The following is a 19,721-nucleotide window of genomic DNA, read 5'->3' as shown; positions in this document are numbered from 1 at the left end:
GTCTCCTTCATGGTGTGGACCGGTACACGAGCGCCTTCAGCGAGCGCTCTTCATGGACGTCGGCGAACGCGGCCGGATTGGGCAGCCGGCGCTCGAAGGCGAGGCCCGGTGCGAGCTCCTGCACCAGGCCATGCACGAAATCCGGACCGAGTTCGGGCGCGTTCAGGCACAGCAGCGCGCTGCCACCTGGCGCGAGCAGATCCGGCAGCCGGCGCACGGTGCGCGGGTAGTCCTTGGCGGCGACGAAACTGCCCTTCTGGTAGCTGGGCGGATCGGCGATGACCAGGTCGTACGGCCCACCGCGCGTGATCCGGCCCCACGAGGCAAAGATGTCATGCGCCAGAAAGCTTGCCCCGCCCCCCAGCCCGTTCAGCTGGTGGTTCTGCTGTCCCGTGGCAATTGCGCCGCGCCCCATGTCCACGTTCACCACCTGCGCCGCGCCGCCCGCCAGCGCGGCGACCGAGAAGGCGCAGGTGTAGGCGAAGAGGTTGAGCACGCGCGCCCCCCGCCCTTCGCGCGCCTTGAATTCCAGCGCCCACTCGCGCACCCAGCGGCGGCCTTCGGCCATGTCGAGAAACAACCCGTGGTTCTGCCCGCGCAGCACGTGCACGCGAAAGCGCAGGCCGCCTTCGGTGACGATGTGCGGATCGGGCACGCTGCCGGCCATCAGCCGCGTATCGCTGCGGCCCTGCAGGCGCAGCGCCTCACCGCGGTGCTGGAAGACCCAGGCGAGGGGCTGGCCCGGCGCCAGCTGCGCCCAGCGCGCGTGCAGCGCCTCGCCGATGGCGCCCAGCTGCCCGTCATCCACCGGGGCGAAGCTGGTGAGCACGAAAACGGGCGGATACGCATCGAGCGTCCAGTGCTCGCAGCCGGGATGCAGTCCGCCCCGGCCGTGGAAGATGCGGCATGCGTCCTGCGGCAGGGGCATGGCGGCGATGGTGTCGAGCAGGGGCTGCATGGAGGCCGAAGGGTTGGAAGCATGGCCGAATCGGCCTGCGGCGCCCATTCTGCCAGCGCGGTCCGCTCTCTTTTTTGGGGGGTGCGGTTTTTTGCAGGCTCGTGTCGACTGCCACCGGCAGGAACTGCCGCGGGCAGGACGTTCGAGGCTCTTGAATTTCAAGCGAAGTTGGCCTCTAGCGCTCGCCGGACAAGCGCGAGCAGCTATCAATTTTGAAAAACTTGAGACCCCTTCCTAGTCCGCCGCTTCGGGCGCGCACAGGCTCTTGCTGTAGAAGCCGGAGGGGTCGAAGCAGCACACGCGCTTCTTCCCCGAAGCCAGCATGTCGCAGGCGTTCTCGATCCGGGTTTTGCGCGTCGCGGCCTGCTTGGCGGATTCGATCCAGTGAATCCAGTCGACCCGGGCCAGCCTGGTGGTGGCGTCCCACACGGCCCTGGCTTGCGGGGAAGCGGCCAGCGCCTGCTGCAGGTCAGGCGGCAGCGCCGGCTCCGGCTCCTTCGCTACGGCGGCGATCTCCAGCTCGACCGTATCCCCCGGCGCCGCACCGCAGGCATCCAGCAGTGCCTGGCTGACTTTCATCCAGTGGCTCAGCTGGCCGTCCGGCTCCAGCGTGGCCTGGAAAGCGTGGCCGTTGATCGTCCCCTGCACGCTCGTCCTGCCGCGCCGCGGGAGCTTTTCGCTGGCCGACTTCGGCAGGATCAGAAATGCCCACGGCTCCTCCCGGGCCGCTGCGGCGGAGCGAAACAGGGGGGCTGTGAAGCGCGACTTGGTCGTGTCTTGGGGCATGGTCCCTACCGCTCTTCTCTGTGATGGAGCAAGAAAAAAGCGGCGCAGCCCTTGCGGAGCATGCGCGGCCAGCTACGGTTTCGATAGCGTTTACCTGCGTTGCGGCGGCACGTCCGTGCAACTGCCGTGCGCCACCTCCGCCGCCATGCCGATGCTCTCGCCCAGCGTGGGGTGCGGGTGGATGGTCTTGCCGATGTCCACGCTGTCCGCGCCCATCTCGATGGCCAGGGCGATCTCGCCGATCATGTCGCCGGCGTGCGTGCCGACGATGCCGCCGCCCAGGATGCGGCCATGGCCGTGCGCCTCGGGCGAGTCGTCGAACAGCAGCTTGGTAAAGCCCTCGTCGCGGCCGTTGGCAATCGCCCGGCCCGACGCTGCCCAGGGGAACAGGCCTTTTTTCACCTTGATGCCCTGCGCCTTGGCTTCGGTCTCGGTCAGGCCCACCCAGGCGACCTCGGGGTCGGTGTAGGCCACGCTGGGAATCACGCGGGCGTTGAAGGCGGCCGCGGCCAGTTCCTTGTTGCCCTGCAGTTCGCCGGCGATGACCTCGGCCGCCACGTGCGCCTCATGCACCGCCTTGTGCGCCAGCATGGGCTGGCCGACGATGTCGCCGATGGCGAAGATGTGCGGCACGTTGGTGCGCATCTGGATGTCGACGTTGATGAAGCCGCGGTCTGTCACGGCTACGCCGGCCTTCTCGGCGCCGATCTTCTTGCCGTTGGGCGTGCGTCCCACGGCCTGCAGGACCAGGTCGTAGGTCTGCGGCTCGGGCGCCGCGCCGCCCTCTTGCGCCGGCGCGAAGCTGACCTTGATGCCCTCCGGCGTGGCCTCGGCGCCCACGGTCTTGGTCTTCAGCATGATGTTGTCGAAGCGGTGGGCATTCATCTTCTGCCACACCTTGACCAGGTCGCGGTCGGCGCCCTGCATCAGGCCGTCCAGCATCTCGACCACGTCCAGGCGCGCGCCCAGCGTGGAATACACCGTGCCCATCTCCAGGCCGATAATGCCGCCGCCCAGGATCAGCATGCGCTTGGGAACCTCCTTGAGCGCCAGGGCGCCGGTGGAGTCGACCACGCGCGGGTCGTCGGGCATGAAAGGCAGGCGCACGGCCTGGCTGCCGGCCGCGATGATGGCGCGCTGGAAGGCTATTGTCTTCTTGCTGCCCGTCCTGTCCTGGCCGTCACCGCCGGTTTCCTCCACCTCCAGGTGGTGGGCCCCGACGAAGCTGCCGTAGCCGCGCACGGTGGTCACCTTGCGCATCTTGGCCATCTGCGCCAGGCCACCGGTCAGCTTGCCGACGACCTTGTCCTTGTGCCCGCGCAGCTGGTCGATGTTCACCTGCGGGGCGCCGAAGTCGATGCCCGCGGCCTTCAGGTGGCTGACTTCGTCCATCACGGCCGCCACGTGCAGCAGCGCCTTGGACGGAATGCAGCCCACGTTCAGGCACACACCGCCCAGCGTGGCGTAACGCTCGACCAGAACGACCTTGAGCCCGAGGTCGGCGGCGCGGAAGGCGGCCGAATAGCCGCCCGGGCCGCCGCCCAGCACCAGCACGTCGCACTCCAGGTCGGCGCTGCCGGTGAAGCTGGATGCTTCGGTTTTAGGAGCTGCCGGCGCTTGTGCAGCGGGCGCTGGAGCCTGTTTTTGCTCCGAAGGCGCGGGGGACGGGGCCGGTGCGGGCGCCGGCGCCGCGGCCGATTCCTCGGCCTCCAGCGTCAGCAGCACGCTGCCTTGCTTGACCTTGTCGCCCAGCTTGACCTTCAGTTCCTTGACCGTGCCGGCGTGGCTGGAGGGAATCTCCATGGAGGCCTTGTCGGACTCCACGGTGACCAGGCTTTGCTCGGCACGGATGGTGTCGCCGGGCTGGACCAGCACCTCGATCACGGCCACTTCGTCAAAGTCGCCGATGTCGGGCACCTGGATGTCGATGGTTGCCATCTTTTTCCAATCAGTTGGGGACAGAGCAAAGCGCTGCTTGGGTCTGTCTCACAAGGTTTAGAGAAGGATGCGGCGGTAGTCCGCCAGCACCTGGCCCAGATAAGCGTTGAAGCGCGCGGCGGCGGCGCCGTCGATCACGCGGTGGTCGTACGACAAGGACAGCGGCAGCACCAGGCGCGGCACGAACTTTTCCTTGTCTTCGTTCCACACCGGCTTCATGGCGCTGCGCGACAGGCCCAGGATGGCCACCTCCGGCGCGTTGATGATGGGCGTGAAGTGCGTGCCGCCAATGCCGCCCAGCGACGAGATGGAGAAGCACCCGCCCTGCATGTCGCCCATGCCCAGCTTGCCCTCGCGGGCCTTCTTGGCCAGCTCGCCCATCTCCTGGCTGATTTGCAGGATGCCCTTTTGGTCCGCGTCCTTGAGCACCGGCACCACCAGGCCATTGGGCGTGTCCGCCGCGAAACCGATGTGGTAGTACTGCTTGTAGACCAGCGCGTCGCCGTCCAGAGACGCGTTGAACTCGGGGAATTTCTTCAGCGCGGCAACCACGGCCTTGATGACGAAGGCCAGCATGGTCACCTTGACCGGGCTCTTGGCCTTCTCGCCTTCCTTGTTGGTCTGCACGCGGAAGGCTTCCAGCTCGGTGATGTCCGCCTCGTCGTTGTTGGTGACGTGCGGGATCATGACCCAGTTGCGCGACAGGTTGGCGCCGCTGATCTTCTTGATGCGGGACAGCTCCTTGCGCTCCACCGGGCCGAACTTGGCGAAGTCCACCTTGGGCCAGGGCAGCAGGTCCAGGCCCGCGCCGGCGCCCGCGCCACCCTTGGCAGCGCCGCTGGCCTGGGCCTGCGTCTGCACGCTGCCGGCCATGACCGAGCGGGTGAAGGACTGCACGTCCTCCTGCGTGATGCGGCCCTTGGGCCCCGTGCCCTTGACCTCCGCCAGCGGCACGCCCAGCTCGCGCGCGAACTTGCGCACCGACGGACTGGCGTGCGGCAGGCCGACGACGGGCGCGCCGGGTTCGTGGGCCGGCACGGGCTGCGCGGCTTGCGGCGCTGGCGCCGGTGCCGGTGCATCGGCCGCCTTGTTCGCGGCCTGCGCGGGCGGCTGCGCCGCGGCGGGCGGGGACACCGCGGGCGACTGCACCTGCGCCGCCGGCGCCGCGCCGCGGGTGGCCTGGCCGTGCACGATGGCCACCAGATCGCCCACGTTGAGCTTGTCGCCGATGGCCACGCGCAGTTCCTTGACCACGCCCTCGGCGGAGGACGGAATCTCCATGGACGCCTTGTCGGACTCCACCGTGAACAGCGACTGCTCCAGCGTCACCGTGTCGCCCACGGCGACCAGCATCTCGATCACGGCAACGTCCTTGAAGTCGCCGATGTCGGGCACGCGCACCTCCAGCAACTCGGGCGCGGCAGAAGGGGCCGGCGCGGCAGCCGGTTGGGGCGCCGGGGCAGGGGCCTGGGCAGGAGCGGCATTTGCTTCCTTTTCAGGAGCTGCCGGCGCTTGTGCGGCGGGCGTTTTCGCCTGTTTTGGCTCTGATTGTTCTGCGTCGCCGGATTCCAGCGTCACGATGACGGAGCCCTGTTTCACCTTGTCGCCCAGCTGGACCTTCACCTCCTTGACCACGCCGGCGTGGCTGGAGGGGATCTCCATGGAGGCCTTGTCGGATTCGACGGTGATCAGCGACTGCTCGGCCTGGACCGTGTCGCCGGGCTTGACCAGCAGCTCGATCACGCCCACTTCGTCGAAATCCCCGATGTCCGGGACCTTGATGTCTACCAATGCCATGTCAGTCTCCCGTTCTTCAGGCGTGCAGCGGGTTGATCTTGTCGGCCTTGATGCCGTACTTGGCAATGGCCTCGGCCGCCTTGGAGGCAGGCACGATGCCGTCGTCGGCCAGGGCCTTGAGCGCCGCCACCACGATGTAGTGGCGGTTGACCTCGAAATGCTCGCGCAGCTTGTAGCGGAAGTCCGAGCGGCCGAAGCCGTCCGTGCCCAGCACCTGGTAGGAGCGGCCCTTGGGGATGAAGGGGCGGATCTGCTCGGCGAAGGCTTTCATGTAGTCGGTGGACGCGACCACCGGTCCGGTGGAGCGCGACAGCTGCTGCTCCACGAACGACTGGCGGCGCTCCTCGGTCGGGTGCAGCAGGTTCCAGCGCTCGGCGTCCTGGCCCTCGCGGGTCAGCTCGTTGAAGCTCGGGCAGCTCCACACGCCGGCGGCCACGCCCCACTCCTCGGCCAGCAGCTGCTGCGCGGCCAGCGACTCGCGCAGGATGGAGCCGCTGCCCAGCAGCTGCACCGTGGGCGCGTCCTTGTCCAGCGCCGGCGCCTGGCTGCACAGGTACATGCCCTTGAGAATCTGCTCCTCGGTGCCCGGCTGCAGGCCCGGCATGGGGTAGTTCTCGTTGAGCAGCGTGATGTAGTAGTACACGTTCTCCTGGCGCTCGACCATGCGCTTCAGGCCCTCCTGCATGATCACCGCCACCTCATGCGCGAAGGTCGGGTCGTAGCTCACGCAGTTGGGGATGGTATTGGCCAGGATGTGGCTGTGGCCGTCCTCGTGCTGCAGGCCCTCGCCGTTGAGCGTGGTGCGCCCGGACGTGCCGCCCAGGATGAAGCCGCGCGCCTGCATGTCGCCTGCGGCCCAGGCGAAGTCGCCGAAGCGCTGGAAGCCGAACATGGAGTAGTACACGTAGAACGGAATCATGATGCGGTTGTTCGTCGAGTACGACGTCGCCGCGGCGATCCACGAGCACATGCCGCCCGCCTCGTTGATGCCCTCCTGCAGGATCTGGCCGGCCTTGTCCTCCTTGTAGTACATGACCTGGTCGCGGTCCACAGGCGTGTACTGCTGGCCGCGCGGGTTGTAGATGCCGATCTGGCGGAACAGCCCTTCCATGCCGAAGGTGCGCGCCTCGTCCACCAGGATGGGCACGACGCGCGGGCCCAGCGCCTTGTCGCGCAGCAGCTGCGTGAGAAAGCGCACGTAGGCCTGCGTGGTGCTGATTTCGCGGCCTTCGGCCGTGGGCTCGATGACGGCCTTGAAGGTTTCCAGCGACGGCACGGTGAAGCTCTCGTCAGCCTTCTCGCGGCGGTGCGGCAGGTAGCCGCCCAGGGCCTTGCGGCGCTCGTGCAGGTACTTCATCTCCGGCGTGTCGTCGGCCGGCTTGTAGTAGGGCAGCTTGTCCAGCTCGCTGTCGGGCACCGGGATGTTGAAGCGGTCGCGGATGTACTTGATGTCCTCGTCGGCCAGCTTCTTGGTCTGGTGCACGGTGTTCTTGGCCTCGCCGGCCTTGCCCATGCCGTAGCCCTTGACGGTCTTGACCAGCAGCACCGTGGGCTGGCCCTGGTGCTCGTTGGCGGCGTGGAAGGCGGCGTAGACCTTCTCCGGGTCGTGGCCGCCGCGGCGCAGCTCCCAGATCTCGTCGTCGGTCATGTGCTCGACGAGTTTGGCCGTCTCGGGGTAGCGGCCGAAGAAGTGCTTGCGCAGGTAGGCGCCGTCCATGGCGCGGTAGGTCTGGTAGTCCCCGTCCAGCGTTTCCATCATCAGCTGCTTGAGTTTGCCGCTGGTGTCGCGGCGCAGCAGCTCGTCCCAGCCCTTGCCCCAGAGCAGCTTGATGACGTGCCAGCCCGCGCCGCGGAAATCGCCCTCCAGCTCCTGGATGATCTTGCCGTTGCCACGCACCGGGCCATCCAGGCGCTGCAGGTTGCAGTTGATGACGAAGATCAGGTTGTCCAGGTTCTCGCGCGCGGCCAAGCCGATGGCGCCCTTGCTCTCGGGCTCGTCCATCTCGCCATCGCCCAGGAAGATCCAGACCTTGCGGTTGGCCGTGTCGGCGATGCCGCGCGCGTGCAGGTATTTGAGGAAGCGCGCCTGGTAGATGGCCATCATCGGCCCCAGGCCCATGGACACCGTGGGAAACTGCCAGAAGCCCGGCATCAGCTTGGGGTGCGGGTAGCTGGACAGTCCCTTGCCATCCACTTCCTGGCGGAAGTTCTCCAGCTGCTCCTCGGTGATGCGGCCTTCCAGGTAGGCGCGGGCGTAGATGCCGGGCGCGCTGTGGCCCTGGAAGTAGATGCAGTCGCCGCCGTGCTTTTCGCTCTCGGCGTGCCAGAAATGGTTGAAGCCGGCACCCCACATGGAGGCCAGCGAGGCAAAGGAGCCGATGTGCCCGCCCAGATCGCCGCCGTCGTGCGGATGCAGCCGGTTGGCACGCACCACCATGGCCATGGCGTTCCAGCGCATGAAGGCGCGCAGGCGCTTTTCGATGTGAATGTTGCCGGGGCAGCGGGCCTCCTGCTCGGGCTCGATGGTGTTCACGTAGCCGGTGTTGGCCGAGAACGGCAGGTCGAGGCTGTTTTGCCGCGCGTGCTCCAGCAGCTGCTCCAGCAGGAAGTGGGCACGCTCGGGCCCCTCCCTGCCAATGACGGCGGACAGCGCGTCCAGCCACTCTCGGGTTTCTTGCTGATCGATGTCAGCCGGGGCCAGGTTCTTGGTGGGGTCGGACATGCCCAGTCTCCTTTGATTCGATGGCTGCATGAGGGGATATTCGCCGAAGTTTCGCACAGTTTTTCGTCATTTCAAATGGTGCGGACATATTTCTTATTATGGAATTTTGCTGCATGCGCACAATATTTCTCCTCGTGAAATCAGCTTTTGGCGCCCCCTTAAACTCTACGCCCATGCCCTCCCCCGCCGCCGCGCCCGCCACCCAGGTCTCCACCGTCAAAAAGCCCGCGCGCTGGTGGCGCTCGTGGTGGCGCAGCCTGTCGCCCACGCGCCAGGACCGCTTTGCCGCCCTGGCCCCGCTGGCGGCGGTGCTCATGTTCTTGACGGCCATCGCCGTGTCTTTCTGGTATTTGCGCACCGAAGAGGTGGAACGCGAAAAAGAAGCCCTCAGGCGCGACGTGGAATACGCCCAGCAGCGCGTGCGCCTGCGCCTGCTGGAGCGCCAGGAACAGATCATGCGGCTGGCGCGCGATCTGTCCAACCAGGAGCTGGAGCGCAGCGAATTCGTCACCCGCGCCGAAAGCCTCATCAGCCAGTACCCGGAGTTGCAGGCCATCACCTGGATCGACGAGCGCCGCCGCATCCGCGCCACGCACGCCGCGCCCACGGTGACCAGCAGCCAGCTGCGCATGAACGGCGAAGTCGTGCGCGCCGGCGACACGGCCGACCTCTTCGGCCTGGCGCGCGACACGCTGCAGCCGGTGTATTCACAGCCCACTGCCGCCAATGGCGACGCCATGCCGCTGCTACAGCTGCAGGTGCCGCTGGCGCCCGAGGGCAAGTTCGGCGGCGTGGTGCTGGCCGAATACTCCATCGACAGTCTCCTGCGCTACGGCACGCCCACCGAGGTGCTTGCGCGCTACGCCGTCACGCTGCTGGACGGCAGTAACCACGTGCTGGCCGGCACGCCCCTGCCGCCGCGCGCCAGCGGCCTGCTGCCCTGGACTACCAAGGCCAACGCCTATCAGATACCCGTATCGCCCGTAGGCAACGGCCTGGTGCTGCGCGCACAGGCCTGGCGCACCTCGCTGGGCATGGTGGGCAGCGGCCTGTTCTGGCTGGTGGGCACGCTCAGCGTGATGACGGCCTGGATGCTGATCGCCACCTGGCGCCACACGCGCCGGCGCATGCAGGCGCAGCAGGCGCTGATCGCCGAAACCAACTTCCGCCGCGCGATGGAAAACTCCATCCTCACCGGCATGCGCGCGCTCGATCTGCAGGGCCGCATCACCTACGTGAACGCGGCCTTCTGCCAGATGACGGGCTGGAGCGAGGCGGAGCTAGTGGGCCAGCTGCCGCCCTACAGCTACTGGCCCGAGGATGAGCACGAAACTCTGCACGCCAAGCTGCGCGAAGAGCTGTCGGGCAAGGTCGCTCCCGGGGGCTTTCAGGTGCGCGTGCGACGCAAGAACGGCAACCTGTTCGACGCCCGCCTCTACGTCTCGCCGCTGGTGGATGCGCGCGGACAGCAGACCGGCTGGATGACGTCCATGACCGACATCACCGAACCCAACCGCGTGCGCGAACAGCTCACCGCCTCGCACGAGCGCTTCACCATCGTGCTGGAAGCCCTGGACGCCTCCGTGTCGGTGGCGCCGCTGGGCAGCCAGGAATTGCTGTTCGCCAACCGCCTGTATCGTCAGTGGTTCGGCTCGCAGACCGCCGGTCACTTGCAGCTGGTGGCGCAGGCTGGCGGCCTGCCCATGCATCGCTCGGACGAGGCCTCGCACGACGAGGACGGCCTGATGGGCCTGCCCACCGATTCACTGACCAGCGCGCGTGCCGAGAATGCCGAGATCTACCTGCCCGACCTGGGCAAATGGCTGGAGGTGCGCTCGCGCTACCTGAACTGGGTGGATGGGCGCCTGGCGCAGATGGTGATTGCCACCGACATCACGCCGCGGCGCCTGGCCGAGGAGCAGGCCGCGCGCCAGGCCGAGCGGGCGCAGTCCGTCAGCCGTCTGATCACCATGGGCGAGATGGCCTCCAGCGTGGCACATGAGCTGAACCAGCCGCTGACGGCCATCAGCAACTACTGCAGCGGCATGATTTCGCGCATCGAGCGCAACCAGATCACCGAAGAGGCGCTGTTGGCCGCCCTGCAAAAGACCGCCCACCAGGCGCAGCGCGCCGGCCAGATCATCCAGCGCATCCGCGACTTCGTGAAGAAGAGCGAGCCCAACCGCCAGCTGGCCGACGTGCAGGAGATCGTGGGCGAGGCGGTGGAGCTGGCCGGCATCGAGCTGCGCCGGCACAACGTGCGCCTGTCGCACTACGTGGCCGCGCGGCTGCCCCAGGTGATGGCCGACACCATCCTCATCGAACAAGTACTGATCAACCTGATGAAGAACGGCGCCGAGGCCATCGCCAATGCCGACCGTCCGCCCGCCCAGCGCAGCGTGGAGCTGCGCGTGGTGCCGCGGCAGGTGGAGGACCAGGAGGTCATTGAGTTCACCGTGCAGGACACCGGCCGCGGCCTGGCACCCGAGGTGCTGGCCCACCTGTTCGAGGCGTTCTATTCCACCAAGAGCGAGGGCATGGGCATCGGCCTGAACCTGTGCCGCAGCATCGTCGAATCGCACCAAGGCCGGATGCATGCGGAGAACATCTACAATGGTCCGGAGGTCACGGGCTGCCGGTTTTCCTTCTGGTTGCCGCTGGCATAGGCCTTCTGGCACTATCGATTCAATAGCAACGTCAACGCCGCTTCAAGGACTTTTTGCATGAGCCTGACTCCAAAAAAAGGCACCGTTTACGTCGTCGATGATGACGAAGCCGTCCGTGATTCTTTGCAGTGGCTGCTGGAGGGCAAGGACTACCGGGTGCGCTGCTTCGACTCCGCCGAGTCCTTCCTGTCGCGCTACGACCCGCGTGAGATCGCCTGCCTGATCGTGGACATCCGCATGGGCGGCATGACGGGCCTGGAGCTGCAGGACCGCCTGGTCGAGCGCAAGTCGCCCCTGCCCATCGTCTTCATCACCGGCCACGGCGACGTGCCCATGGCCGTCAATACCATGAAGAAGGGCGCGCTGGACTTCATCCAGAAGCCCTTCAACGAAGAAGAGCTGCTGGGCCTGGTCGAGCGCATGCTGGACCACGCCCGCGAATCCTTCGCCGGTCACCAGCAGGCCGCCAGCCGCGACGCGCTGCTGTCCAAGCTGACCAGCCGCGAGGCCCAGGTGCTGGAGCGCATCGTCGCCGGCCGCTTGAACAAGCAGATCGCCGACGATCTGGGCATCAGCATCAAGACCGTGGAGGCGCACCGCGCCAACATCATGGAAAAGCTGGGCGCCAACACCGTGGCCGACCTGCTCAAGATCGCCCTGGGGCCCACGGCGGCCAAGCACTGATCGCTCTCATTTCAATAGCTGCCTGCGCAAGCTGCATAAGCGCCAGGCAGCTTTTTCATTGGTAAAACCTTTTCGAGCAACGCCATGACTGCCCAACTCATCGACGGCAACGCCCTGTCGCGCCAGCTGCGCGGCGAAGTCCGCGAGCGCACCAGCGCCCTGAAAAGCCGCGGCATCACCCCCGGACTGGCAGTGGTGCTGGTGGGCGACAACCCGGCCAGCCAGGTCTATGTGCGCAACAAGGTCAAGGCCTGCGAGGACGCGGGCTTCCATTCGGTGCTGGAAAAGTACGAGGCCACGATGACAGAGGCCGAGCTTCTGGCGCGCATCGACGCGTTGAACAACGACCCGGCCATCCACGGCATCCTGGTGCAACTGCCGCTGTCTGCGCACATCGACGACCACAAGGTGATCGAAGCCATCTCCCCCGCCAAGGACGTGGACGGCTTTCACGTCGCCAGCGCCGGCGCCCTGCTGGTGGGCGAGGCCGGCTTCAAGGCCTGCACGCCCTACGGCTGCATGAAGATGCTCGAATCCATCGGCATGAAGGACCTGCGTGGCAAGCACGCCGTGGTCATCGGCCGCTCCAACATCGTGGGCAAGCCCATGGCGCTGATGCTGCTGGCGGCCAACGCCACCGTCACCGTGTGCCACAGCGGCACGGCCGACCTGGGCGCGATGACGCGCCAGGCCGACGTGGTCGTCGCCGCCGTGGGCAAGCGCAACGTGCTGACGGCCGACATGGTCAAGCCCGGTGCCGTGGTGATTGACGTCGGCATGAACCGCGACGACGAAGGCAAGCTGTGCGGCGACGTGGATTTCAACGGCGTGAGCCAAGTCGCCGGCTGGATCACCCCCGTGCCTGGCGGCGTCGGCCCCATGACCATCACCATGCTGCTGGTCAACACGCTCGAAGCTGCGGAGCGCCTCGCCGCTGCACAGGCTTGAAACTTCAGCGCAGCGACGCCACTCTTCAAAGCCATGAGCAATCCACTTCTCGACTTCTCCGGCCACATTCCCTTTGACCGCATCACACCGGCCGACGTCGCTCCCGCCGTGGATGAGCTGCTGCGTCGCTCGGAAAGTGCGCTGGCCACCGTCACCGCACCCGACTTTCCCGCGCAGTGGAATGCCATCGCCCGCGTGCTGGACGTGGCTACCGAGGAGCTGGGCCGGTCCTGGGGCGCCGTCAGCCACCTGTCCAGCGTGGCCGACACGCCCGAGCTGCGCGCTGCCTACAACGAGGCCCTGCCCCGCGTCACCGAGTTCTGGACGCGCCTGGGCGCCGACGAGCGGCTGTACGCCAAGTACAAGGCCATCGACCCGGCCACGCTCAACCCCGAGCAGCAGCGCGCCCACGCCAACGCCATGCGCAACTTTGTGCTGTCCGGCGCCGAGCTGCAGGGTACGGACAAGGAGCGCTTCGCCGCCATCCAGGAGCGCCTGGCCGAACTGGCGCAAAAATTCAGCGAGAACGCGCTGGACGCCACCGACGCCTACGCCTACTACGCCACCCTGGATGAGCTGGACGGCGTGCCCGAGGACGTGGTGCAGGCCGCGCGCCAGGCCGCTGAAGCCGAAGGGCGCGAGGGCTACAAGCTCACCCTGAAGATGCCCTGCTACCTGCCGGTCATGCAGTTCGCAAAGAACCGTAGGCTGCGCGAGCGGCTGTACCGAGCCTACGCAACGCGCGCTTCCGACCAGGCCCAGGGCGACGCCGCGCGCTTCGACAACAGCCAGGTCATGGGCGAGATTCTGACCCTGCGCCAGGAGGAAGCGAAACTGCTGGGCTACGCCAACTTCGGCGAGGTCTCGCTGGTGCCCAAGATGGCCGAATCGCCCGCCCAGGTCATCGCCTTCCTGCGCGACCTGGCGCAGCGCGCCCGGCCCTATGCCGAGCAGGACGTGGCCGACCTGCGCGCCTTTGCCGCCGAGCAGCTGGGCCTGCACGACCCCGAGGCGTGGGACTGGCCCTTCATCTCCGAGCGGCTCAAGGAAGCCCGCTACGCCTTCAGCGAGCAAGAGGTGAAGGAGTACTTCACCGCGCCGAAGGTGCTGGCCGGCCTGTTCAAGATCATCGAGACGCTGTTCGAAGTGGAGATCCGCCGCGATGAGGCGCCCGTGTGGAACCCGGCCGTGGAGTTCTACCGCCTGGAGCGTGGCGGCGAACTGATCGGCCAGTTCTACCTGGACGCACCCGCGCGCGTCGGCAAGCGCGGCGGCGCCTGGATGGACGATGCGCTGACGCGCTGGCTGCGCCCGGATACCGAGCAGCTGCAGACCCCCATCGCCTGCCTGGTGTGCAACTTCGCCAGCGGTGTGGAGGGCAAGCCTGCGCTGCTCACGCACGACGACGTGATCACGCTGTTCCACGAGTTCGGCCACGGCCTGCACCACCTGCTGACGCAGGTGAAGGAGCGTGACGTGTCGGGCATCGGCGGCGTGGAATGGGACGCCGTGGAGCTGCCCAGCCAGTTTATGGAGAACTTTTGCTGGGAGTGGAGCGTGCTGCGCCACATGACGGCCCACGTGGACAGCGGCGAGCCGCTGCCCCGTCCGCTGTACGACAAGATGCTGGCGGCGCGCAACTTCCAGGCCGGCATGCAGACGCTGCGCCAGGTCGAGTTCGCCCTGTTCGACATGCTGCTGCACACCGACGCACATCCGGCCGAGCAGCTGCCCGCTCTGCTGGCCGCCGTGCGCGAGGAGGTCGCCGTGCTCCAGCCACCGGCCTTCAGCCGCACGGCCCATACCTTCAGCCACATCTTCGCCGGCGGCTACGCCGCGGGCTACTACAGCTACAAGTGGGCCGAGGTGCTGTCCGCCGATGCCTATGCGGCCTTCGAGGAAACGGCCGGCGAAGGCGGCCAGCCCAGCGCCGAAACCGGCCGCCGCTACCGCCAGGCCATCCTGGAAGTGGGCGGCAGCCGCCCGGCCATGGAATCGTTCAAGGCTTTCCGCGGCCGCGAGCCCCGCATCGACGCGCTGCTGCGTCACCAAGGCATGGCATGACCACGACTACCCGTGGCGCTTGACCGGTGCTTGCGCATGGACGTTGATATGAAAAAGTGAGCTGCTAGCGCTTGTGCAACAAGGGTTTGCAGGCAATTTGAACGTCAATCCCTTATCCACCAAGCGCGAACAGCTATGTTTTTTGAAGAACAAGCTAACCGAGGAGACCCCATGACCGCCATCCGCCGCGCCGCCACTGCCGCCGCCCTCGCCTGCACGACGGCGCTGGCGCTCCTGCCTGCCGCCGCGCAGGCGCAGCAGGTCTTTCGCATCGTCGGACCGGACGGCAAGGTCACCTTCTCCGACCGCGCGCCCGACAACACGGCTGCCGCGTCCGGCAACCAGGTCACCGGCACCCTGCGCAGCGCCGGCGGGGTGGATACCAATGCCCTGCCCTACGCCCTGCGCCAGGTGGTTTCGCGCTATCCCGTCACGCTCTACAGCGCCAGCGACTGCTCTCCCTGCGCCAGCGCCCGCGCCCTGCTGATGCAGCGCGGCGTGCCTTTTGCCGAGCGCACGGTCAACACCAACGAGGACATCGAGGCCCTCAAGCGCCTGTCCGGCGAGACCGGCCTGCCCTTTGCCACCATCGGCACGCAGCAGCTCAAGGGCTTCTCCGACGTGGAGTGGTCGCAGTACCTGGATGCGGCCGGCTACCCCGCCCAGTCCCAGCTGCCCGCCAGCTACCGCCGCGCCCCGGCCACGCCGCTGGTGGCCCAGGTCGCCAAGCCGGCGGCGGCGCAGGCGTCTGCCCAGGAAGCCGCCCCGCCCGCCGCCCGCCCGGCGGCACCGGCACGCAGCACCACCAACCCGGCCGGCATCATCTTCTAAAGGCCGTTCGGGCCGGCCGCTCAGAACCCCAGGGTACGCACGCCCTGGCTGGTGCCCAGCAGGCACACGCTGGCCTTCTGGTGCGCGAAGACGCCCACGGTGACCACGCCGGGCCACTGGTTCACCTCGCTCTCGAAGGCCAGCGGGTCGGTGATGACCAGACCGGTCACGTCCAGGATGTGCTGGCCGTTGTCCGTCACCAGGGGCTGGCCGTCCTTCTGGCGGAGAACGGCCGTACCGCCCAGCTGCTCGAAGCGGCGGGTGATCTGCGCCGCGGCCATGGGGATCACTTCCACGGGCAGCGGGAAGGCGCCCAGCGCCTTGACCAGCTTGGACTCGTCGGCGATGCACACAAAGCGGTCGGCCAGCGCCGCCACGATCTTTTCGCGCGTCAGCGCCGCACCCCCGCCCTTGACCATGTAACCGTGCTCGTCGATCTCGTCAGCACCATCGATGTAGACGGGCAGCGAACGCACTTCGCCCGCCTCCAGCACCGGAATGCCCAGGGCGCGCAGCCGCTGGGTGCTGGCCTCGGAGCTGGAGACGGCGCCGCGGATGCGCTCCTTCATGCCGGCCAACGCGTCGATGAACTTGTTGACCGTGGAGCCCGTGCCCACGCCGACGATGCTGCCGTCTTCGACGTAATGCAGCGCGGCCTGGCCGACGAGGGTCTTGAGAGCGTCTTGGGAGAGAGGAGTTTGAGGTGTCGTCATGGGCGAAAATCGCAAGCAGTTCACCCGGATTATCCCCATGTCTCTTTTGCCCTATGCGCTGGCGCGCCCTTTCCTTTTCGGCCTGGACCCCGAGGCGGCACACGACCTGACCCTGGGCATGCTCGCCCGTGGCCAGGGCACGCTGGCCCAGGCCGCCTGGAGCCAGGAGGCCGTGGCCGACCCGGTGCAGCTGGCCGGCCTCACCTTTCCCAACCGCGTAGGCCTGGCCGCCGGGCTGGACAAGAACGCCCGCTGCATCGACGCCCTGGCCGCCATGGGCTTTGGCTTCGTCGAGGTCGGCACCGTCACGCCGCGCCCGCAGCCGGGCAACCCCAAGCCGCGCATGTTCCGTCTGCCCGAGGCGCGCGCCCTCATCAACCGCCTGGGCTTCAACAACGACGGGCTGGAAGCCTTCATCGCCAACGTGCAGCGCTCGCGCGTGCGCGCCCAAAAGAGCCAACCGCTGCTGCTGGGCCTGAACATCGGCAAGAACGCCAGCACCCCCATCGAGCAGGCCACGAGCGACTACCTCATCGGCCTGAACGGCGTGTATCCGTATGCGGATTACGTCACGGTGAACATCAGCTCGCCCAACACCCAGAACCTGCGCGCGCTGCAGAGCGATGAGGCGCTGGACGCCCTGCTGTCGGCCATCGCTGCCGAACGCGAGCGGCTGGCCACAGCGCAGGGCAGGCGCGTGCCCATCTTCGTGAAGATCGCACCCGACCTGCAGCCCGAGCAGGTCGAGGTGATCGCCGCCACCCTCACCCGCCACGGCATGGACGGCGTGATCGCCACCAACACAACCGTAGCCCGCGACGCGGTGCAGGGCCTGCGCCACGCCGGCGAGACCGGTGGCCTGAGCGGCGCCCCGGTGCGCGAGGCCAGCAACAGCGTTATCCGCCAGCTGCGCGCCGCGCTGGGTCCGGCGTTTCCCATCATCGGCGTGGGCGGCGTCCTGAGCGCGCAGGACGCGGTGGACAAGATCCGCGCCGGCGCAGACGTGGTTCAGATCTACACCGGCCTGATCTACGAAGGCCCTGCGCTGGTGGTCCAGGCGGCACGCGCCCTCAAGGCGCTGCGCTGAGAAAAACAGCGGCAAAGAAAAAGGGCCGCGTGCAGCGGCCCTTTTTTCATGCAGCCCTCGATCAGCGTCGCATGCGAGCCATCAAAGGCATCAGCATGCCAGCCAGACGGATCAGCCGGCGCGGCCCGGCCAGCACCGCCACGCCGGCAACGGCGGCCACAAAGGCCGGGTGCAGCTTGGCAAACGTCAGCAGCCGCGCGGGCAGTGCCGCATCCGGATCGATCCCCTGTCGCGCCTGCACGATGGCGCGCGTTTGGCGGTAGGCCTCGCGCCGCGCGCGCAGGCGCTCGCGCTGCACCAGGATGCGGTCCAGCACCTGCTGCTGCTCGGGCGTGGGGGTGGGGAACGGTTTAGCGCTCATGGCTTACAGCTTTCCCTTGACGAGTTTCCAGTCGTTGCCCAGCTCGCGGCGCGTGAAGGCAAAGGCGTTGCCCAGCCCGCGCGCCAGCGACACCACCGTCAGCAGCACCGCCACGCAGGCCACCAGCCACCCGCCGGCCAGAAGCCAAGCGACCAAGGTCCGCTGCGGCGAGTCCCAGAACTGCACCAGCACCGCCAGCGACAGCAGCAACAGCGCCAGCACCGCCAGGGCGCCGAACAGGATGAGCATGACGATCATCTGCGCCAGACGGCGCTTCAAGTCGTCCAGCTCCAGTCGCGCCAGGGTGATGCGGTCTTCCGCAGCAATCGCGCCCTCGATGGCGGCGGCGCGCCAGCGCGCCACCCAGCCTTCCAGGCCCAGCAGGGATAGCCAGTTCATGGGCTCCTTCCTTCAGCGGGTTGTAGCGACGGCTTTAGCGGCGGGCCAGCAAAAAGCCCACCAGCGCACCCACGGCAACAGCGGCCGTGGCCACGCGCCACGGCTCGTCGTGGGCGTAGCGGTCGGCGGCGCGGGCGGCCTCACGGGCCTGCACGGCTGCATCCTGCGCGGCGCGCACGGCGGTGTCGCGCACGGTGTCGATGCCATCGTCCAGACGCTGGCGCAGCTGCTTGATCTGCGGAACGCTATCGAAATCCTTGCTGGCCAAGAGGCTACGCAGGTCACCCACCAGGCGCTCGAGTTCGTCCTGGGTCTTGGAGATGGAGTCGGATACGGAGGTCATAGCAGCCTTTCTTTGTTGTGCTCAACAGTAGAACCGCCCCCACTGCCAAACGGTGTAGGCGGGCGCCGCCAATCTTAGGCCCTGTTGTCCGCCAGCAGTCCTGTCACGTGCTCCCCGATGGCCAGCGCGCTGGTGAGGCCCGGGGATTCGATGCCGAACAGGTTGACCAGGCCCGCCACGCCGTGGTCGCGCGGGCCCTGGATCAGGAAGTCGGCAGCCGGCTCGCCGGGGCCATGAATCTTTGGGCGGATGCCGGCATAGCCCGGCAGCAGGCTGCCGTCCGGCAGTCCGGGCCAATAGCGGCGCACCTCGGCGTAAAAGCCCTCGGCGCGCCGCGGATCCACCGCCAGGTCGTCCGGACCATCGACCCACTGCACGTCCGGTCCGAAGCGCGCCTGTCCGCCCAGGTCCAGCGTCAGGTGCACGCCCAGGCCCGCGGCCTGCGGTACGGGGTAGATCAGGTGGCTGAAGGGCGCGCGGCCGGCCAGGCTGAAGTAGCTGCCCTTGGCGAAGGCTGCGTGCGGCACGTGCTGCGGCTGCAGCATGGCAAAGCGCGCCGCCAGCTGCGGTGCCTGCAGACCGGCCGCGTTGACGACGCTGCGCGCAGCCAGCAGCGTGCCGTCGGCAGCTTCCAAAACGATAGCTGCTTGCGCTTGTTCGGCGCGGCTTACAGCCGAATTGAGTGCCAAAAGGCCGCCCGCGTTCTCCAGGTCGCCCTGCAGCGACAGCATGAGGGCGTGGCTGTCCACGATGCCGGTGCTGGGCGACAGCAGCGCGGCGTGGCACTGCAGCGCGGGCTCCAGCTGCTGTGCCCGCGCGTGGCCCAGCCATTGCAGGTCGTGCACACCGCTGGCCTGCGCCCGTGCCTGGATGGCCTGCAGCGCCTGTTCCTGATCCGGTGAAGTAGCGACGATGAGCTTGCCGCAGCGCCGGTGCGGCAGGCCGCGCTCGGCCAGGTAGTCGTACAGCAGCGCCTTGCCGCGCACGCACAGCCGGCCTTTCAGCGAGCCCGGTGGGTAGTAGATCCCGGCGTGGATGACCTCACTGTTGCGCGAGCTGGTCTGGGTGCCGATGGCGTTCTCGGCCTCCAGCACCAGCACTTCACGCCCGGCCAGGGCCAGCGCGCGCGCCACGGCCAGCCCCACCACGCCCGCGCCGATGACGACGCAATCCACCTGGTCCATGCAGCCCCCTCGCCGCACGGCGGTGCGGCCATGAAAAAAGGGCCGGGAATCGCTTCCGGGCCCTTGGTTTCAAAGAAGTTTGGTGGGTGATACATGGATCGAACATGTGACCCCTGCCGTGTGAAGGCAGTGCTCTACCGCTGAGCTAATCACCCCTGGCCACGGCATGCGCCATGACCAAAAACTGGTGGGTGATACATGGATCGAACATGTGACCCCTGCCGTGTGAAGGCAGTGCTC

General features: G+C 67.5%; 16 protein-coding genes and 2 tRNA genes (1 of these 18 only partly in view). 6 read left to right on the top strand and 12 right to left on the bottom strand.

Features of this window, described 5'->3' with window-relative positions; all coding sequences use genetic code 11:
* Nucleotides 1-7: 7 nt before the first annotated feature.
* From RT282_RS07650 to aceE, 5 genes are all read right to left on the bottom strand, one after another.
* Nucleotides 8-958, bottom strand: coding sequence for a class I SAM-dependent methyltransferase (locus tag RT282_RS07650; protein ID WP_313313040.1), 951 nt, complete (start codon nt 956-958; stop codon nt 8-10).
* Between the two features lie 234 nt (nt 959-1,192).
* Nucleotides 1,193-1,744 (bottom strand): YdeI/OmpD-associated family protein, encoded by a 552-nt coding sequence (locus tag RT282_RS07645; protein WP_313313038.1) that lies wholly within the window; start codon nt 1,742-1,744, stop codon nt 1,193-1,195.
* A gap of 90 nt (nt 1,745-1,834) precedes the next feature.
* A complete protein-coding gene (gene lpdA / locus RT282_RS07640) occupies nt 1,835-3,682 on the bottom strand; it encodes a dihydrolipoyl dehydrogenase (RefSeq protein WP_313313036.1) in 1,848 nt (615 codons plus the stop codon).
* A gap of 57 nt (nt 3,683-3,739) precedes the next feature.
* A complete protein-coding gene (gene aceF / locus RT282_RS07635; RefSeq protein ID WP_313313034.1) occupies nt 3,740-5,479 on the bottom strand; it encodes a dihydrolipoyllysine-residue acetyltransferase in 1,740 nt (579 codons plus the stop codon).
* 16 nt (nt 5,480-5,495) lie between these two features.
* Nucleotides 5,496-8,201, bottom strand: a complete 2,706-nt coding sequence (gene aceE / locus RT282_RS07630) for a pyruvate dehydrogenase (acetyl-transferring), homodimeric type (RefSeq protein WP_312304884.1) — start codon at nt 8,199-8,201, stop codon at nt 5,496-5,498.
* A gap of 173 nt (nt 8,202-8,374) precedes the next feature.
* Between aceE and RT282_RS07625 the strand changes: the two genes are divergently transcribed.
* From RT282_RS07625 to RT282_RS07605, 5 genes are all read left to right on the top strand, one after another.
* Entirely contained in the window at nt 8,375-10,867 is a 2,493-nt protein-coding gene (locus RT282_RS07625) for a PAS domain S-box protein (protein ID WP_313313032.1), read from the top strand.
* Nucleotides 10,868-10,924: 57 nt separating this feature from the next.
* Nucleotides 10,925-11,551 carry a response regulator transcription factor gene (locus RT282_RS07620; RefSeq protein ID WP_106846545.1) on the top strand — a complete coding sequence of 209 codons (627 nt, stop codon included), beginning with the start codon at nt 10,925-10,927 and terminating at the stop codon, nt 11,549-11,551.
* Between the two features lie 84 nt (nt 11,552-11,635).
* A complete protein-coding gene (gene folD, locus RT282_RS07615) occupies nt 11,636-12,499 on the top strand; it encodes a bifunctional methylenetetrahydrofolate dehydrogenase/methenyltetrahydrofolate cyclohydrolase FolD (RefSeq protein WP_313313030.1) in 864 nt (287 codons plus the stop codon).
* Between the two features lie 33 nt (nt 12,500-12,532).
* Complete coding sequence (locus RT282_RS07610) at nt 12,533-14,563, top strand: M3 family metallopeptidase (protein WP_313313028.1); 2,031 nt, start codon at nt 12,533-12,535, stop codon at nt 14,561-14,563.
* 171 nt (nt 14,564-14,734) lie between these two features.
* The gene (locus RT282_RS07605; protein ID WP_313313026.1) at nt 14,735-15,394 is read left to right on the top strand and encodes a glutaredoxin family protein; all 660 of its coding nucleotides are present in this window, start codon (nt 14,735-14,737) and stop codon (nt 15,392-15,394) included.
* A 20-nt stretch (nt 15,395-15,414) separates the two neighbouring features.
* On the opposite strand, the gene rpiA is transcribed toward RT282_RS07605, so the two are convergent.
* Nucleotides 15,415-16,107: a ribose-5-phosphate isomerase RpiA gene (rpiA, locus tag RT282_RS07600; protein ID WP_313313025.1), complete on the bottom strand. Its 693-nt coding sequence runs from the start codon at nt 16,105-16,107 to the stop codon at nt 15,415-15,417.
* A 37-nt stretch (nt 16,108-16,144) separates the two neighbouring features.
* Here rpiA and RT282_RS07595 point away from each other — a divergent pair, with 37 nt between their 5' ends.
* Nucleotides 16,145-17,194, top strand: coding sequence for a quinone-dependent dihydroorotate dehydrogenase (locus RT282_RS07595; protein WP_313313023.1), 1,050 nt, complete (start codon nt 16,145-16,147; stop codon nt 17,192-17,194).
* Nucleotides 17,195-17,255: 61 nt separating this feature from the next.
* Here the strand turns inward: RT282_RS07595 and RT282_RS07590 are convergent, their stop codons facing one another.
* The 6 genes from RT282_RS07590 to RT282_RS07565 form a co-directional block, all read right to left on the bottom strand.
* The gene (locus tag RT282_RS07590) at nt 17,256-17,555 is read right to left on the bottom strand and encodes a hypothetical protein (protein ID WP_313313021.1); all 300 of its coding nucleotides are present in this window, start codon (nt 17,553-17,555) and stop codon (nt 17,256-17,258) included.
* A 3-nt stretch (nt 17,556-17,558) separates the two neighbouring features.
* A complete protein-coding gene (locus RT282_RS07585; protein WP_312307317.1) occupies nt 17,559-17,954 on the bottom strand; it encodes a phage holin family protein in 396 nt (131 codons plus the stop codon).
* A 34-nt stretch (nt 17,955-17,988) separates the two neighbouring features.
* Nucleotides 17,989-18,297, bottom strand: a complete 309-nt coding sequence (locus RT282_RS07580; protein ID WP_312307316.1) for a DUF883 domain-containing protein — start codon at nt 18,295-18,297, stop codon at nt 17,989-17,991.
* Between the two features lie 74 nt (nt 18,298-18,371).
* A complete protein-coding gene (locus RT282_RS07575) occupies nt 18,372-19,481 on the bottom strand; it encodes an NAD(P)/FAD-dependent oxidoreductase (RefSeq protein WP_313313020.1) in 1,110 nt (369 codons plus the stop codon).
* Nucleotides 19,482-19,561: 80 nt separating this feature from the next.
* A tRNA-Val gene (locus RT282_RS07570) sits at nt 19,562-19,636 on the bottom strand.
* A 30-nt stretch (nt 19,637-19,666) separates the two neighbouring features.
* Nucleotides 19,667-19,721: transfer RNA gene (locus tag RT282_RS07565), tRNA-Val, on the bottom strand (it continues 120 nt past the right edge of the window).

This window comes from Pulveribacter sp. (genome assembly GCF_032079985.1).
Lineage (GTDB): Bacteria > Pseudomonadota > Gammaproteobacteria > Burkholderiales > Burkholderiaceae_C > Melaminivora.
The sequence above is the reverse complement of the archived record's forward strand: the minus strand, read 5'-3'. Positions and strand labels throughout refer to the sequence as shown.

What these genes read in the sequence shown, in the direction of transcription:
- RT282_RS07595 (WP_313313023.1), top strand. Translation starts at nt 16,145, where the DNA reads ATGTCTCTTTTGCCCTATGCGCTGGCGCGCCCTTTCCTTTTCGGCCTG.
- folD (WP_313313030.1), top strand. Translation starts at nt 11,636, where the DNA reads ATGACTGCCCAACTCATCGACGGCAACGCCCTGTCGCGCCAGCTGCGC.
- RT282_RS07585 (WP_312307317.1), bottom strand. Translation starts at nt 17,954, where the DNA reads ATGAACTGGCTATCCCTGCTGGGCCTGGAAGGCTGGGTGGCGCGCTGG.
- RT282_RS07575 (WP_313313020.1), bottom strand. Translation starts at nt 19,481, where the DNA reads ATGGACCAGGTGGATTGCGTCGTCATCGGCGCGGGCGTGGTGGGGCTG.
- RT282_RS07620 (WP_106846545.1), top strand. Translation starts at nt 10,925, where the DNA reads ATGAGCCTGACTCCAAAAAAAGGCACCGTTTACGTCGTCGATGATGAC.
- RT282_RS07650 (WP_313313040.1), bottom strand. Translation starts at nt 958, where the DNA reads ATGCAGCCCCTGCTCGACACCATCGCCGCCATGCCCCTGCCGCAGGAC.
- RT282_RS07590 (WP_313313021.1), bottom strand. Translation starts at nt 17,555, where the DNA reads ATGAGCGCTAAACCGTTCCCCACCCCCACGCCCGAGCAGCAGCAGGTG.
- RT282_RS07625 (WP_313313032.1), top strand. Translation starts at nt 8,375, where the DNA reads ATGCCCTCCCCCGCCGCCGCGCCCGCCACCCAGGTCTCCACCGTCAAA.
- RT282_RS07580 (WP_312307316.1), bottom strand. Translation starts at nt 18,297, where the DNA reads ATGACCTCCGTATCCGACTCCATCTCCAAGACCCAGGACGAACTCGAG.
- aceF (WP_313313034.1), bottom strand. Translation starts at nt 5,479, where the DNA reads ATGGCATTGGTAGACATCAAGGTCCCGGACATCGGGGATTTCGACGAA.
- RT282_RS07610 (WP_313313028.1), top strand. Translation starts at nt 12,533, where the DNA reads ATGAGCAATCCACTTCTCGACTTCTCCGGCCACATTCCCTTTGACCGC.
- RT282_RS07605 (WP_313313026.1), top strand. Translation starts at nt 14,735, where the DNA reads ATGACCGCCATCCGCCGCGCCGCCACTGCCGCCGCCCTCGCCTGCACG.
- aceE (WP_312304884.1), bottom strand. Translation starts at nt 8,201, where the DNA reads ATGTCCGACCCCACCAAGAACCTGGCCCCGGCTGACATCGATCAGCAA.
- RT282_RS07645 (WP_313313038.1), bottom strand. Translation starts at nt 1,744, where the DNA reads ATGCCCCAAGACACGACCAAGTCGCGCTTCACAGCCCCCCTGTTTCGC.
- rpiA (WP_313313025.1), bottom strand. Translation starts at nt 16,107, where the DNA reads ATGACGACACCTCAAACTCCTCTCTCCCAAGACGCTCTCAAGACCCTC.
- lpdA (WP_313313036.1), bottom strand. Translation starts at nt 3,682, where the DNA reads ATGGCAACCATCGACATCCAGGTGCCCGACATCGGCGACTTTGACGAA.